Origin of the sequence: Paracidovorax wautersii, from assembly GCF_900113035.1 — a bacterium.
Lineage (GTDB): Bacteria > Pseudomonadota > Gammaproteobacteria > Burkholderiales > Burkholderiaceae_C > Paracidovorax > Paracidovorax wautersii.
This window is the reverse complement of the sequence record NZ_FONX01000029.1, coordinates 1-15,136: the sequence shown is the minus strand read 5'-3', so window position 1 is coordinate 15,136 and position 15,136 is coordinate 1. Positions and strand designations below refer to the sequence as shown.

14 protein-coding genes are annotated in these 15,136 nt (G+C 71.3%); 5 read left to right on the top strand and 9 right to left on the bottom strand.

Translation table 11 applies throughout. The features are described 5' to 3' along the window. The 8 genes from BM070_RS23210 to gtdA all read right to left on the bottom strand — a co-directional run. The coding region (locus BM070_RS23210; RefSeq protein ID WP_139222942.1) for a transposase at positions 1-260 on the bottom strand (260 nt) is incomplete at its 3' end. A gap of 571 nt (positions 261-831) precedes the next feature. Then, the gene (locus tag BM070_RS23200) at positions 832-1,590 is read right to left on the bottom strand and encodes an OmpW/AlkL family protein (RefSeq protein ID WP_092942537.1); all 759 of its coding nucleotides are present in this window, start codon (positions 1,588-1,590) and stop codon (positions 832-834) included. Between the two features lie 102 nt (positions 1,591-1,692). Continuing rightward, positions 1,693-2,421: an alpha/beta hydrolase gene (locus tag BM070_RS23195; protein ID WP_092942534.1), complete on the bottom strand. Its 729-nt coding sequence runs from the start codon at positions 2,419-2,421 to the stop codon at positions 1,693-1,695. Between the two features lie 94 nt (positions 2,422-2,515). Next, complete coding sequence (locus tag BM070_RS23190; RefSeq protein WP_092942531.1) at positions 2,516-3,475, bottom strand: AraC-like ligand-binding domain-containing protein; 960 nt, start codon at positions 3,473-3,475, stop codon at positions 2,516-2,518. Positions 3,476-3,555: 80 nt separating this feature from the next. Then, positions 3,556-4,881 carry an MFS transporter gene (locus tag BM070_RS23185; protein ID WP_092942528.1) on the bottom strand — a complete coding sequence of 442 codons (1,326 nt, stop codon included), beginning with the start codon at positions 4,879-4,881 and terminating at the stop codon, positions 3,556-3,558. A 103-nt stretch (positions 4,882-4,984) separates the two neighbouring features. Further along, a complete protein-coding gene (gene maiA / locus BM070_RS23180) occupies positions 4,985-5,626 on the bottom strand; it encodes a maleylacetoacetate isomerase (RefSeq protein WP_092942540.1) in 642 nt (213 codons plus the stop codon). Positions 5,627-5,644: 18 nt separating this feature from the next. Beyond that, positions 5,645-6,343 carry a fumarylacetoacetate hydrolase family protein gene (locus BM070_RS23175; protein WP_092942525.1) on the bottom strand — a complete coding sequence of 233 codons (699 nt, stop codon included), beginning with the start codon at positions 6,341-6,343 and terminating at the stop codon, positions 5,645-5,647. A gap of 163 nt (positions 6,344-6,506) precedes the next feature. Beyond that, on the bottom strand, positions 6,507-7,595 hold the full coding sequence (gene gtdA / locus BM070_RS23170; RefSeq protein ID WP_092942522.1) for a gentisate 1,2-dioxygenase: 1,089 nt from the start codon (positions 7,593-7,595) through the stop codon (positions 6,507-6,509). Between the two features lie 164 nt (positions 7,596-7,759). Here gtdA and BM070_RS23165 point away from each other — a divergent pair, with 164 nt between their 5' ends. From BM070_RS23165 to BM070_RS23145, 5 genes are all read left to right on the top strand, one after another. Beyond that, positions 7,760-8,692 (top strand): LysR substrate-binding domain-containing protein, encoded by a 933-nt coding sequence (locus tag BM070_RS23165; protein WP_092942519.1) that lies wholly within the window; start codon positions 7,760-7,762, stop codon positions 8,690-8,692. 80 nt (positions 8,693-8,772) lie between these two features. After that, entirely contained in the window at positions 8,773-10,440 is a 1,668-nt protein-coding gene (locus tag BM070_RS23160; protein ID WP_092942516.1) for an acyl-CoA dehydrogenase family protein, read from the top strand. A gap of 107 nt (positions 10,441-10,547) precedes the next feature. Further along, on the top strand, positions 10,548-11,075 hold the full coding sequence (locus BM070_RS23155; protein WP_092942513.1) for a sigma-70 family RNA polymerase sigma factor: 528 nt from the start codon (positions 10,548-10,550) through the stop codon (positions 11,073-11,075). Continuing rightward, entirely contained in the window at positions 11,072-12,091 is a 1,020-nt protein-coding gene (locus tag BM070_RS23150) for a FecR domain-containing protein (RefSeq protein ID WP_092942510.1), read from the top strand. Before BM070_RS23155 ends, BM070_RS23150 begins: the two co-directional genes overlap by 4 nt. Positions 12,092-12,313: 222 nt before the next feature. Continuing rightward, positions 12,314-14,791 carry a TonB-dependent receptor gene (locus BM070_RS23145; protein WP_092942507.1) on the top strand — a complete coding sequence of 826 codons (2,478 nt, stop codon included), beginning with the start codon at positions 12,314-12,316 and terminating at the stop codon, positions 14,789-14,791. On the opposite strand, the gene BM070_RS23140 is transcribed toward BM070_RS23145, so the two are convergent. Beyond that, the coding region (locus BM070_RS23140; protein ID WP_139222941.1) for an integrase core domain-containing protein at positions 14,788-15,136 on the bottom strand (349 nt) is incomplete at its 5' end. The two genes, BM070_RS23145 and BM070_RS23140, sit on opposite strands and share 4 nt — an antisense overlap.

Here is a 15,136-nt window from a genome sequence, read left to right as displayed (position 1 = left end):
CACTCACGCTCCAGCCGGCGACTGGACTGGATGCGGTTGAGGTAGCCGTAGAGATACAGCTTCAGGAGCACTGCGGGATGGTACGAGGGCCTGCCGGTTGCAGCCGGTGTTGCACCATGGAACCCCAGAGCCACCAGGTCCAGCTCGTTGATGAAGGCATCAACGATTCGAACCGTGTTGTCCTGTGCAATGAAGTCATCCAGGCTCTCTGGCAGCAATGTGACCTGATGCCGGTTCTGTCCCTCGATGTATCTGGGCATATTGATCTCGGTGTTCAATATGTCGCCAGACTTTACTGGCGCACTCGGCAGGCCGCGAGAGGGTTTTCACACAGCCTCGCTGCATAGCAGTCATCAAAGCCCCGTCCACAGCAACGAACCTCGCACACCGCGTCCCTTACCAGCACCCACGACCCAGAAAGCAAAAGGACGCATCGGAGCCTCTTCCAATACGCCTTTGTCCAGCGTCTCAGTCAAGGCCAAAGCCAAGCCCGCCGCAGACCGGACTGTTCCCCGCCCCGCCCTACTCCCCCCGAAAAACAATATCCAGCGACACCAGCGCATCCCCGCTCCGCCGGGGCCTGGCAATGGAAGCGGCGCACGGCCGAGCACACGGTGCGGTAGTACTCGCTGAGGCCGGCCATCGGGGTCACATCCACCACCGCGCCGTCCCGCACGCGGAATTCCACCTTCACGGTGCCGGCGATGCTCACGCGTTCGTAGGCGCCGGCCAGGCTGGACTGCAGCGACCGCTGGTAGCCGGGGCAGGCCACGCCAGCCTCCAGCCGGGCGCCCGAGGGGGCCGGGCGGGGCCGTAGCGCTGCGGGGGGGGTCAGAACCTGTAACTCAACCCCGCCGTCACCACCAACGGATCCAGCCGCACCTTCGCATACGCCGGCGCCCCACCCAGGGCCGGCAGCGTGCCGGTGGCCGTGGTCTTGAGCCAGATCTTCTTGGCATCGACGAAGAAGCTCCAGCGCTGGTCGATCGGCACTTCGAAGCCGACCTGCAGCACGGGGCCGAAGCCGTTCTTCACGTCCAGGTTGGAGACGAAGCCGTCGCGGGATTCGAGCACCAGGGTGTAGTTGATGCCGGCGCCGATGTAGGGGCGCACGGGGCCTTCGTCCCACAGCTGGCGGCGCACGGAGAGCACGGCCGGGCCGTACTTGACCTTGCCGAGCGTGCCTGCGCTGGACAGGGTGCCGGTGCCCTTGAGCGCGGTGGTGGGCGGCAGGCCCAGGGCGATTTCGGCGCTCCAGCCCGGGTGGAAGTCGTAGATGGCGCCGAAGCCGACGCTGTAGTTGGAGTCGGCCGTGGCATTGCCGCCGGGCACCAGCTGGCCGCCGGCCTGCACTTTGGCCGAGGTGCTGAAGCCGATGTGGGCGGGGCCGGCATAGAGGCGCCAGGGCGATTTCGGGGCCGTGTCAGGCGCAGCGGACGCGGAGGTCTGCGCCTGCGCGGGCAGCGCGACGGCGAGGCTGGCGAAAGCCGCAGCCGCGGCGGCTGCCGTGGCAAGGGCCGTGCGGGAAGACCGCGAAAGGAACGTGCGCGCAGCGGCGGCGCGGGTGTTGCGTGAGGCAATGGCTTGCATGGTGTTGTCTCCTGGCTGTCGTCGTGTGGGGTGTTGCGTGCTGTCGTTCAGGCGGGGCGGGCGCCTGAGAGGCGCCAACGGGTCCGCCCATCCATCCGCCGGTCAGTCGCGCCCGGCGCGTTCGATGCCGAGCGCCAGGCCTTCGGGGTCGGTGAACAGCGCCTCGTGGCTGCCGCTGGCCTCCACGTAGCGGAAGAGGCCCAGCCGTTCGGAGAGGCGCGGGTGCCAGGGCAGGCTGTGGGGCAGCGCGGTGTCTTCGCGGCAGTTGAGGTAGGACTTGCCCAGCGCCAGCGCGGCCGTGGGCTGCGAGAGAGCGATGGGGTCGGTCAGGCAGCGCAGCGGCTGCGCGTGCAGCTGCGCGTAGGTGCTGCGGGCCAGTTCCGCATCGGCGTCGTTGATGAAGCACTCGCGCCAGACTTCGTAGGGCAGCTGCACGCCGCCGCCGCCAGCGGCCGCGAGGCCTTCGAACATGGAGCGGTAGTGCGGGGGCACCATGTCGCACAGCGCCTCGCCGGGCAGGGGCACGAAGGCGTTCACATAGACCAGGCGCCGGATGCGGCCGGCCACGCGGTCGGCAGCACCCGACAGCAGCATGCCGCCGTAGCTGTGGCCGACGAGGCGCACGTCTTTAAGGTCATTCGATTCGAGGAACTGCACCAGCCCGTCGATCGCGTCCTGCAGGCCCAGCGGGGCCGTGCCGTCGCCGGGGTGGTTGCCCGGCAGCGTGGGGCAATGCACGGTATGGCCGCGTGCGCGCAGGTGCTGGGCCGTGGCCTCCATCGTTTCGCCCGTGTGCCAGGCGCCGTGGACCAGTACGTAGGTATCCGCCATATCGTTGTCTCCTTGTGGTTGTGGGGAGACTCATGGTGGCGCGGCGGCCGGGCCCTGGATGGCCGTTGCGTGCCAGCGTGGCGGACTGTGTGTGTCAGTGCGGTTGCGCCAGGCTTTCGATGCCTGCGCCACGCTCCTGCGCGGGCGTTTTGCCGCACCACTGGCGGCAGGCGCGGGCGAAGTGGGAGGGGTCGAGAAAGCCCGCGCGCCGGCCGATCTCGGCCACCGTCAGGTGCCGGTGCGAGGGCGCGTGCAGCATGCGCTGCGCCACGGCCATGCGTTCGCGCATGAGCAGGAGGGCGAAGGTGCTGCCGCCCGCCGACAGGGCGCGGTGCAGGGTGCGCAGCGACACGCCCACGTCATCGGCCACGTCGGCGGCGGTGAGGCCGGGTTCGCAGAAGCGCTGGCGCACGCAGTGCTCGATGCGTTGCAGCAGGCCGGGCCGGGGCGGCGCTTCGGGCGCGGCGCCGCAGGCCAGCGAGAGCAGGCCGCCCAGGTGCTCGGCCTGCAGGGTGCCCAGGCGGGTGGGCTGTTCGGCGCGCAGCTGGGCCACGTAGGTGCTCAGCACCCGGCCCCAGCCGGCGGAGCCGTCCACGCGCTGGCCCAGCCAGCGGTCGGCGGCGGGCAGCCAGGTGTCCAGCCAGCCGATGGGGATCTGGATGGAGACGGTGTCCACCACGTCGGGAAACTCCAGCAGGTAGCGCCGGCGCGAGTCGATCAGCGCCAGGTCGCCGGGCAGCAGGCGGGCGGAGCCGGCGTCGTCCTGCGCGACCTGGCAGGGCGCGGATTCCTTGCAGAGCAGGTAGTAGAAGTTCTCGCCCTCGCTGCGGCGAATGCCCTGCAGCGTGCGGCGCACGCGCTGGGCGCTGCCGCTGACGTGGTTGACCTGCAGGCTGCCGCAGGGCATGGATGCGAGCGTGGCCGAGAAGCCCTGGCGCTGGCCGGGCTCCACCTCCATGTCGAGAAAGCAGTCGCAGACCGCGCCGACCCAGTAGTCGGCCCGCTGCGCGGGGGGTAGGCCGTCGGTGCTCCAAGTGCGGATGCCGTCGTTCATGGCATGCCTTTCGTGGGTTCTTGTCTCCAGCCGAGATGCTAAGCCGGCCCCGCGGCCGGCGTACTCAGGTCTGATCCCTATCAGGCATCGCGCCGCACGCGCCCCAGCAGCAGCACGGCCGCGGCCGCCAGCACCGCCGGAACGGCCGCCACGAGGATGATGGCGGACGGCGTCCACGCCGCAGCCAGCAGCGCGCCGCCCGCCAGCGGGCCGACGATGGCGCCGATGCGGCCCACGCCCAGCGCCCAGCCCACGCCCGTGGCGCGGATGTGGGTGGGGTAGATGGCGGCGGCCAGGGCGTTGCAGCCGATCTGCGCGCCCACAACACCGAAGCCCGAGAGCGCGGCGCCCGCCAGCAGCCCCGTGAGGTTCTGCCCGCTGAAGGCGATCAGCGCGATGAAGCCGGCCGATGCGGCATAGGCCGCGCCCAGCACCGCGTAGGCGCTGAAGCGGTCGATGAGCCGGCCCAGCGCCAGCGCGCCCACCACGCCGCCCAGGTTGAGCATGGCGGTGGAAAGGATGGCCTTTTCCAGCGGCAGGCCGGCGCTCTTGAGCAGCGTGGGCAGCCAGTTGACCAGGAAGTACATGACCAGCAGGTTCATGAAGAACGCCAGCCACAGCAGCATGGTGGTGGGCAAGCGGCCGTGGCGGAACAGCTCGAACACCGAGAAGCCGCTCTGCACGCCCGCCGCCTCGCCGCGCAGGCCGGCCATCACCGTGGCCGGGGCCTCGCCGGGGTAGGCACTGCGCACGATGGGCTCGTAGCGCGCAGGCGCGGCGCCGCTCGCGGCCAGGTAGCGCAGCGATTCGGGCAGCAGCACGGCCAGCAGGGGCAACAGCAGCAGGGGCAGCACGCCGCCCAGCACGAAGACCGAATGCCAGTCGAAATGCGCGATGAGCCAGCTGGAGATGAGCCCGCCCAGCGTGGAACCCAGCGGGAAGCCGCAGAACATCACCGTGACCAGCGTGGCGCGCAGGCGCTGCGGCGCGTATTCGCTGGTGAGGGCGATGATGTTGGGCATGGCCGCGCCCAGGCCCACGCCGGTGATGAATCGGTAGGCCAGCAGCTCGTTCATGCTGGTGGCCCAGGCGGTGAGCAGCGCGAACAGGCCGAAGATGAAGGTGGACAGCAGGATGACCCGCTTGCGGCCCCAGCGGTCCGCCGCGGGGCTGAGCAGGAAGGCGCCGGCCATGAGGCCGAACAGGCCCGCCGCGAAGATGGGGCCGAACGCCGAGGCCTTGAGCCCCCAGTCTTCCGCGATGCGCGGCGCCACGTAGGCGATGGACTGGGTGTCGAAGCCGTCGAGCATGGCGACGATGGCGCACAGCAGCGTCACGCGCAGCTGCAGCGGCCCGAAGGCGGCACGGTCTGCCGCCGGAATGCCGGCGGCCATGGATGGGTTCATTTTGTCTCTCTCCGTTGCGATGGATGGAAGGCCCGGTCCGCCGGTGCCGGGTGGTGTGCCACCCTGGCCGGCGGATCTCAAGGCCGTTGTGCTGCCGGTCAGCTCATGGCTGGTAATCCGGCTGCGCCTGCGGCCGTGCCGCGATGAAGGCGGGGTGCTGCTCGGCATGCGCGTGCACGGCCATCACGCGCGCATAGGGCGTGAGGTCGCAGCCCGCGCGCAGCGCATTCGCCACCTGGGGCACCAGGCACACGTCGGCCAGCGTGGGCGCATCGCCGAAGCACCAGGGGCCTTCGCCGCCGTGCCGGGCCAGCAGCCGCTCCACGGCCTCGAAGCCTTCGGCGGCCCAGTGGGCGTACCAGGCGTCCTTCTGCGCGGCGCTCAGGGCCAGCGGGCCCTGCAGGTATTTGAGGATGCGCAGGTTGTTCACCGGATGCATGTCGCAGGCGATGACGTTGGCCAGCTCCAGCACCCGGGCGCGCATGCGGGGTTCGAGCGGGATCAAGCGCGGCTCGGGGTGGCGCTGGTCCAGGTAGTCCAGGATGGCCATGGACTGGCCCAGCGTGAAGTCGCCATCCACCAGCGTGGGCACGACGCGCGCGGCGTTCAGTTCGGCATAGTCCGCCGCGCGGTGCTCGCCGGTGCGGATGTTGACGCCGTGGTAGTCGGCCGGCAGCCCCTTGAGCGCCAGCGCGATGCGCACCCGGTACGAAGTGGAGCTGTTGAAGAAGCTGTAGAGCTGCATGGCGGTGCCCATCGATCGTCAGACCACGTCCACCGCCAGCTCGCCCAGGCGCTCCACGCCCACCACCATGTGGTCGCCGCGCACCACGGGGCCCACGCCTTCGGGGGTGCCGGTGTAGATCAGGTCGCCCGGCTCCAGGCGGAACCAGGTGGACAGGTCGGCAATGGTCTCGGCCACCGACCAGATCAGGTGCGAGACGTCGCTGCGCTGGCGGTCCGCGCCGTTCACGGTGAGCCAGATGCCGGCCTGCTCGAAGTGGCCCACGTCGCTGGTGCGGTGGATGGGGCCGATGGGCGCGGAGGCGTCGAAAGCCTTGCCGATCTCCCACGGGCGGCCCATCTGGCGCATCTCCATCTGGCGGTCGCGGCGGGTCATGTCCAGGCCCACGGCGTAGCCCCAGGCGTGCTCCAGAGCCTGCTCGCGCGGGATGTCGCTGCCGCCCTTGCCGATGGCGACGACCAGCTCGGCCTCGTAGTGGAAGTTGTCGGTGCGCGCGGGGTACTCCAGGCGCAGCGTCTCGCCATAGGCCACGGGGATGACGGCATCGGCCGGCTTGCAGAAGAAGAAGGGCGGCTCGCGGTCCGGGTCGAACCCCATCTCCCGCGCATGGGCGGCGTAGTTGCGGCCCACGCAATAGACGCGGCGCACCGCAAAGGCGTCAGAACTGCCCACGACAGGCACGGCGACGGTAGGAGGAACAGGAAAAACGAAGGCCATGATGGTTTTCTTTCTAGGGAATCAGTCGTTCAAACGGAGAGGAGGTTCACGCTCGCAAGCGGTCCACAGAGCCTTTCTGGCAAGGCGCCGCATCGCAGACAGTGGCAGCGCCACGGCAAGATGCGGCAACGCCGCCAGAGAGGCTCTGTGGGTCGCGCCCCGATCAGGTGCGTTCTTCGCGCAGGAGGTTGAGCGCCGCCTGCACCGGCCGGTCGGAATAGCTGAACAGCACCGCGTCCTGCGTGGCGGCCAGCTGCACCGGCGCCCACGAAGGCGCGACGAAGGTGTCGCGCGGGCCGAACTGGAAGGTGCTGCCGCCGATGCGCGCCGTGCCCTGGCCCTCGACCACGCTGAACACGGTGGCGTCGGTGCTGCGGTAAGTGCGGCCCTGGAAGCCCGCGGGCAGGAACTGCAGGAAGGTGGCCATGGTGGGCATGGGCCAGCCGCCGGTGGCGGGGTTCACGTAGCGCAGCTTCACGCCGTCCCAGGCATCGAGTTCGCCCTGGCGGAAGAGCCGGTCCAGCGCCTCGCGGCTGCGGTCGTAGGGGTAGCTGAAGATGGGCGAGGTCGGGTCCGCCGCGCGGTGGCGCACGGGCGCCATGTTGTGGCCGAAGGCGGCGAAGCTGTGGCCTTCGGGGCGGCTGATGGGCTGCACGGCCTCGGGGTAGTTCTCGGCGAAGCCGGCGTCCAGGTGGCCGATGAGGGGGATGTCCAGGCCGTCGAGCCACACCACGGGCTCGCCGCCGTCTTCGAGCCGCGGGTTGCCGTGGTCGTGCCAGGTCCACGAGGGGGTGATGATGAAGTCGCCCGGCCGCATGGTGGTGCGCTCGCCGTTGACGGCGGTGTAGGCGCCCTGGCCTTCCACGATGAAGCGCAGCGCCGACTGCGTGTGGCGGTGGCTGGGTGCGACCTCGCCGGGCAGGATCAGCTGCAGCCCCGCGTAGAGCGTGGAGGTGATGCTGGAGCGGCCCTTCAGGCCCGGGTTCTCCAGGATGAGCACGCGGCGCACGGCCTCTTCGGCGCTGATCACCTCGCCGGCCTGCATGACCAGCGGGCGCACGTCGGCGTATTTCCAGATCGCGGGCACGGCCTGCGGGCGGGGCTCGCGCGGCACCAGGCTGTGCAGCGATTCCCAGAGCGGTGTCATGCCGTGGCGGGCGATGCGGTCGTAGTAGGCCTGGCGCTCGGTGGGGGCAGAGGTGGTAGCAGCGGCAGCGGCGGTTGCAGGCCGGGCCGAGGTGGCGGTGTCCATGCGGTGTCTCCTGTTCTTGGCGAAGGCCCATGCCTTGGAACACCTTGGAAGGCGCTCTGGCTAGGCCATGGAGACGATTATTCGGAGCCAGCAATACTCCGTAAAATCATTTATTGGTCTCATCCATAATCTTTTCGATATACCCAGAACGAGGAGACAACGCCATGGACTGGACCCAACGCCTGCGGCTGCGCCAGCTGCAGATGCTCCTGAGCCTCGCGCAGACCGGCAACATGAGCCAGTCGGCCCAGCAGCTGCACACCGCGCAGCCCGCGCTCTCCAAGTGGCTCAAGGAACTGGAGGACGACCTGGGCATGACGCTGTTCGAGCGCCATGCGCGGGGCCTGCGCCCCACGCCGCAGGGCGAGGCGCTGATCGCCCACGCCCGGCGCATCGAGGCGCACCTGGACAGCGCCCGCGACGACATGCAGGCCCTGCGCGACGGCGGCAGCGGCCTGGTGGTGGTGGGCACCTCGGGCGCATCGGCTTCCGACGTGGTGCCCATGGCCGTGCTGCGCCTGCTGGAATGGCTGCCGCGCGCACAAGTCCGGCTGGCCGAAAGCACCATGAACGTGCTGATGCAGCAGCTGGCCAACGGCGAGCTGGACGTGGTGGTGGGCCGCTCGGCGCCCGAACTGCACGACGGCCACATCCACGCCGAGATGCTCTACATGGAACCCATCCACCTGGTGGCGCGCCCGCAGCACCCGCTGCTGCAGCAGCGCCCCGACGGCGCGGCGCTGGACTGGCCCGACCTGATGGCCTACCGCTGGCTGGTCTGGCCGCGCGGCACGCCCATCCGCAACACGCTGGAAAGCGCCTTGGCCGCCGCCGGCCATGCGCTGCCGCCGGGCAGCGTGGAATCGAACTCCGTCACGCTCAACCTCACGCTGCTGGGCCACAGCGACATGATCGGCCTGGCCTCGCACCGGGCGGCGCTGCGCTTTTCGCAGATGGGCGCGCTGCGCGTGCTGCCGGTGCGCATGTCGGGCTTCGGATCGGTGTCGATGTACTGGCGCGAGAACACCACCGACCGCACGGCCGTGGCCGGCATGCTGCGCGCGCTGCGCGAGGCGTCGTCGTCGCCCGCGTCCTGAACGCGCGTGCACGCCGGGCCGGGTGCGTGCACCATGGCGGTCCCGGCGCACGCCGCCGCATCCCTGTGGAGGAGACAGCCATGGCCCAGGCCACCCACGAGGTTTTCAACCAGTTCGCGGAGCTCACCGACTACGACCTGCTCGCCACCGATGCCGCGCTGCAGGAAGCGCTGCAGCGCGCAGGCGCCGGCTACGCCCTGCCCGCGCTGGGCGACTACGCCCGCCGGCTCGGCAGCGCCGGCACCTACGCCCTGGCCGAGCGGGCCAACCACCACACGCCCGAGTTGCACCGCTTCGACAGCCGGGGCCGCCGCATCGACCGGGTGGAGTTCCATCCCGCGTGGGACGCGCTCATGGCGCTCTACCGCGGCGAGGGCTTGGTCTCGATGCCCTTCGATAGCGACCGGCCCGGCCGCTGGTCCGCCTGGGCCGCCGGCTTCTACCTGCACGGGCAGGTGGAGCAGGGCACGCTCTGCCCCGCCACGATGACGCAGGCCGCCATCCCGCTGCTGCGCAAGGAGCCCGCGCTCTGGGCGCAGCTGGAGGGACGGCTCCACAGCCGCACGCACGACCCGCGCGACCTGCCCGCGCACGCCAAGGCCGGCATCTGGCTGGGCATGGGCATGACGGAAAAGCAGGGCGGCTCCGACGTGCGGTCCAACACCACCGTGGCCACGCCGGTCGGCGCGGGCGGGCGCGGCGGCGAATACCTGCTGCGCGGCCACAAATGGTTCTTCTCCACGCCCCAGAGCGATGCGCACCTGGTGGTCGCGCGCACGGGCGAGGGCGGCCCCTTCGCCTGCTTCTACGTGCCGCGCCGCCTGGAAGACGGCACGCTCAACGGCGTGCACGTGCAGCGCCTGAAGGACAAGGTGGGCAACCGCAGCAACGCCAGCGGCGAGGTGGAGTTCGACGGCGCCTGGGGCGTGCTCCTGGGCGAGGAAGGCCGCGGCATTCCCACGATCATCGAGATGGCCACCTACACCCGCCTCAACTGCGTGGCCGGCAGCGCCGCCATCCTGCGGCAGGCCACCGTGCAGGCGATCGCGTACGCGCGCCGCCGCCACGCCTTCGGCAAGGCCCTGGCCGAGCAGCCCCTGATGCGCGCCGTGCTGGCCGACCTGGCGCTGGAGAGCGAGGCCGCGCTGGCCCTGCTGATGCGCCTGGCCGAGGCTTTCGAGCGCGATGCCGATGGCGCCGCGAGCCCGGCCGACCACGCCTGGAAGCGCGTGATGACGCCGGCCGCCAAGTTCTGGGTCTGCAAGCGCGGCGTGGCGTTGGCGGGCGAGGCGATGGAGGTGTTCGGCGGCAACGGCTACGTGCAGGAGGGCGTGATGGCGCGCCTGTTTCTCGAAGCGCCCGTCAACTCCATCTGGGAGGGCTCGGGCAACGTGATGTGCCTGGATGTGCTGCGGGCACTGGCCCGCGAGCCCGGGGCGGCCCAGGCGCTGCTGGAAGAGCTTGCGCCCGCCGCCCGGGGCGAGCCGCGCATCGCCGCCGCGCTGGGCGCATTGCAGGCCCTGATGGCCTCGCCCCCCGAAACGCTCGAAGCCCTGGGCCGCGTGCTGGTGCAGCGCCTGGTGCTGGTGGCCCAGGCCTGCCTGCTGCGCCGGCATGCGCCGCAGGCGGTGGCCGACGCGTTCATCGCCACGCGCCTGGGCGGTGCAGACGCGGCGCACGTGGCGGGCGCCATCGACACGCGCGGGCTGGATGTGGCGCGCATCCTGGAGCGCGCTTTCCCCGCATGAAGGGCCGTGGCCCGGCAGCGCGCTGACGACCGCCGTGGGAGCTGCCGGCCATGGATCGGCAGGGCGCGCCATAAAATGCGATCCATTCTCATTCGCAGGCTACCGCCATGTCCGCGCACTCCTCGCCCCATGCTGCCGCCACCCAGGCCCTGTACCAAGAGCACCATCGCTGGCTGGTGGGCCGGCTGCGCCACAAGCTGGGCTGCGCGTGGGACGCGGCGGACCTGGCGCAGAGCACCTTCGTGCGCGTGCTCACCGCCACCGGCCAGCGGCTGGACGACGTCGCCGAGCCGCGTGCCTATCTCACCACCATCGCCCAGCGCCTGCTGTCCAACCACCTGCGGCGCCGGCAGATCGAGCGCGCCTACCTGGATGCGCTCGCCCAGCTGCCCGAGGCGGTGGCGCCGCCGCCCGATGCGCGCCTGATGGTGCTGGAAACGCTGCTCGCCATCGACCGCCTGCTCGACGGCCTGCCCACCATGGCCCGCCGCGCCTTCCTGCTATGGCGGCTGGAGGAGCTGACGCAGGACGAGATCGCCGCACAGCTGGGCATCTCGCGCACCAGCGTGCGGCGGCACCTGGCGGCCGCTGCAACGCGCTGCTACTTCCACGACCCAGCGCAGGACAAGGCATGACGGCCCCTCACCACCCCGCCGCGCACGATGCCGCCGTCTCGCCCCGCGTGGCACGCGAGGCCGTGGACTGGCTGCTGCAGCTGCACCCCGGCAACGGCACCGAAGCGCACAGCGCCCACCAGCAATGGCAGGCCTGGATGGCCGCCGACCCGGCACATGCCCGCGCCTGGCAGCGCATCGCCGAGGTGGACGGCCAGCTGCGCGGCGTGCCGGCCGCCGTCGCCCTGCCCACCCTGGCCGCGCCCGGCATGGGCCGCCGCCGCGCGGTGCAGCTGGCCGCCGCGCTGACGGCCGGCGCCGGCGGACTGCTGGCGGCGCGGCAGACCACACCCTGGCAGCACCTGGCGGCAGATCTCTCCACCGCCACCGGCGAGCGCCATGCAACGGTGCTGGCCGACGGCACGCGGCTGCAGCTCAACACCGCCTCCGCGGTGGACGTGCGCTACGGCCCTGCCGAGCGGCTGATCGTTCTGCGCGCCGGCGAGATCCTGGTGCACAGCGCACCCGACGCCTCCGGCCGGCCGCTGCGGGTGCGCACGGCGGCGGGCATGGTGCGCGCCATCGGCACGCGCTTCACCGTGCGGCAGCTGGCGGACGGCAACGGCATCCCCTTTGTGCTCGGCGCCCCCATCGCCCTCGTCGCGGTGCTGGAAGGGGCGGTCGAACTGACACCCGCTGCCGCGCCCACCGCCACGCTGCGGTTGAACGCCGGCCAGCAGGCGCAGCTGACTGCAGCCTCGGCCGGCCCGCCCGAGCCGCTGCCCGACGGCGCCGCCGCCTGGAGCGAGGGCATGCTGATCGCCGATGCGATGCCGCTGGCCGGCTTCATCGCCGAGCTGTCGCGCCACCGCCCTGGCGTGCTGCGCTGCGCGCCTGAAGTCGCCGGCCTGCGCGTGTCCGGCGCCTACCCGCTGGCCGACACCGACAGGGTGCTGGCCGCCCTGGCCCGTGCGCTGCCGGTGCAGGTGCAGTCGCGCACGCGCTGGTGGGTGACGGTAGCGGCGCGCGATGGCTGATCGCGGGCGCCGCGCCGGAACGCTATCAAATCAATAGCTACCAGCGCTTGATGCATAAGCGCCACAGGGCTTTTTCATTCAAAGCCAGCAAAAAGATGGCCAAAAGCGCAGCCATGGGTGTCAAGGAAAGCAAGGCCAGCGCGGAAGGCGGCAACACCACCCCGCCCCAACCGCCCTGCGCCCATTGCTTCTCCCCCGCTTGCCTGAAAGATGCCCTCTGCCATGACTGCGCCCGCCGCCGCCACCACCACCACCTCCATCGCTCCCCATCCCCCGCACGCCCCCGCCCCGTGGCTGGCCGCGCCCCTGCTGTGCGCGGGCCTCGCACTGGGCTGCGCCCTGGCCGCGCCTGCGGCCCAGGCCCAGCCGGGCCGTACGGCCAGCGCCGACGCGCCGCGCCAGCGCTATGCCATCGCCCCCGGCCCGCTGGGCGCGGCGCTCAACCGGCTGGGGCGTGAATCGGGCACGCTGATCAGCTTCAGCCCACAGCTCACCGACGGCCTGTCCTCGCCCGGCGTGTCGGGCGAACACTCGGTGGCGCAGGCGCTGGCCGCGCTGCTGGCCGGCACGCCGCTGCAGGCCGTGCCGGCGGCGGACGGCAGCTACACCCTGCGCCCCATGGCCACCGCCACCGAACGCCCCGCCGCGGGCGCCACGCTGGGTGAAGTGCGCGTGACCGCCAGCGCCCCGCTCACGCCCGACGACCTGCCCGCGCCCTACGCCGGCGGCCAGGTCGCACGCGGCGGCCGGCTGGGCCTGCTGGGCCAGACGGACGTGATGGATGCCCCCCTGCACATCACCAGCTACACCGCCCAGGCGCTGGCCGACCGGCAGGTGAGCACGCTGGGCGAGGCCCTGTCGGCCGACCCGTCGGTGCGCAGCGCAGCGCCCAGCGGCGACGTGGCCGACGCCTTCTTCATCCGCGGCTTCGCCATCGGCGACAACAACATCGGCGAGGTGGCGTTCGACGGCCTCTACGGCGTCGCGCCCAACTACCGGCTGCTGACCGACTATGCGGAGCGGGTGGAGGTGCTCAAGGGCCCGGCCGCCATGGTGTACGGCATGTCGCCCAACAGCGGCGTGGGCGGCGGCATCAACGTGGTGCCCAAGCGCGCCACCGAAGACCTGACCCGCCTGCGCGCCGACTACGGCACGCGCTCGCAGGTGGGCGGCCATGTGGACGTGGCGCGCCGCCTGGGCGAGGGCCGGCGGTTCGGCGTGCGCTTCAACGGCAGCTGGCGCGACGGCCGCACGCCCCTGGACCACCAGCGCCGCGAAGCCACGCTGGGCGCGCTGGCGCTGGACTACACCAGCGACCGCACCCAGGTCACGCTGGATCTGATCGACCAGCGCGAAGACGTGGACGCGCCCACGCGCCGGCCCTCGCTGGCCGCCGGACTGGCGGTGCCGCCCGCGCCCGATGCGCGGCGCAACATCACCCAGCGCTGGGAGTGGTACGACAGCACCGAGCGCTCGGCCCTGCTCAAGGCCCGGCACGATCTGAACGCGCAGTGGTCGCTGTTCGGCAGCCTGGGCGCGGCCCGCTCCGAGGTGGACCGGCTCTTCAACACGCCGACCATCACCAACGCCGCGGGCGACACCCGCGTGACGCCCACCCGCGCCCGCTTCGACGTGCGCCGCCAGGTGGCCGAAGCCGGCCTGCGCGGGCGCTTTTCCACCGGCGGCGTGGCGCACCAGGCCACCCTGCAGTGGAGCCGCTACGAAGACCGCTACCGCATGGGCTCGGTCGCCGGCACGGCCTACACCTCGAACCTGTACGCGCCCATCGAGCGGCCGGCGCAGGACGTGGCCGCGCCTGGCGCCGTGCCGATGCGCTCGGCCAACGTGCTGCAGGGCCTGGCGCTTGCGGACACGCTCTCGCTCTGGGACGACCGCTTGCTGGTCACCCTGGGCCTGCGGCGCCAGCAGGTGGATTCGGACAATTTCGATGCCACCGGCGTGCGCACCGGCACCTACGGCCAGAGCGCCACCACGCCGATGGCGGGCGTGGTGGTCAAGCCGTGGCAGGGCGTGTCGATCTATGCCAACTACATCGAAGGGCTCAGCAAGGGCGATACGGCGCCCAGCAGCGCCGTCAATGCGGGCGAGGTGTTCGCGCCCTACCGCTCGCGCCAGCAGGAAGTGGGCGTGAAGTTCGACCACGGCCGCCTGATCACCACGGCCAGCGTGTTCCAGATCCGGCGGCCCAGCGGCCTGCTGGTGGCCAACCGCTTCACCGTGGATGGCGAGCAGCGCAACCGGGGCCTGGAACTGACCGTGCAGGGCGAGCCCGCGACCGGCTGGCGCCTGTACGGCGGCGCCACCTGGATCGACGCGGAGCTGACCCGCACCGCCAGTGCCGCCACGCAGGGCCGCACCGCCGTGGGCGTGCCGCGCGCACAGTTCATGCTGAACGCCGAACACGACCTGGGCGCCATCCCGGGCCTGACGCTGACCGGCGCACTCACCCACACCCGCTCGCAGTTCGCCGACCAGGCCAACCTGCAGCGGCTGCCGGCCTGGACCACCGTGGACCTGGGCCTGCGCTGGCGCACCGCACTGGCCGGCCGCACCACCACCTGGCGCGCCACGGTGCGCAACGCCACCGGCCACGACTACTGGGCGGGCGCGTCCACCTGGGGCACGCTGCTGCAGGGCGCACCGCGCAGCGTGCTGGTGTCGGCGACGATGGACTTCTAGCTGTGAACCGTCAAGAGGTTATTTGCAGATTTGAGCCTGGACATCGGAGCGATGTGACCAATGCCGCTGTGTGGCCTGTGCCAGTTGTAGTGGTGCTGCCAGCTCGCCAGGGCAGTGATCCGCTCGGCTGAGTTCTGGTACGTCCAGCCGTAAGCCCACTCTCGCAACGCCGACTGGATGAACCGCTCGGCTTTGCCATTGGTCTGCGGCCGGTATGGCCTGGTGAACTTGTGCTGCACTCCCAAGGCTTTGCAGGCAGCCGCAAACTCCTTGGACCGGAAGGCCGCTCCGTTGTCCGTCAGCAACCGTTTGACGTGCACGCCCAGCCCCGCGTAGTACGCCACT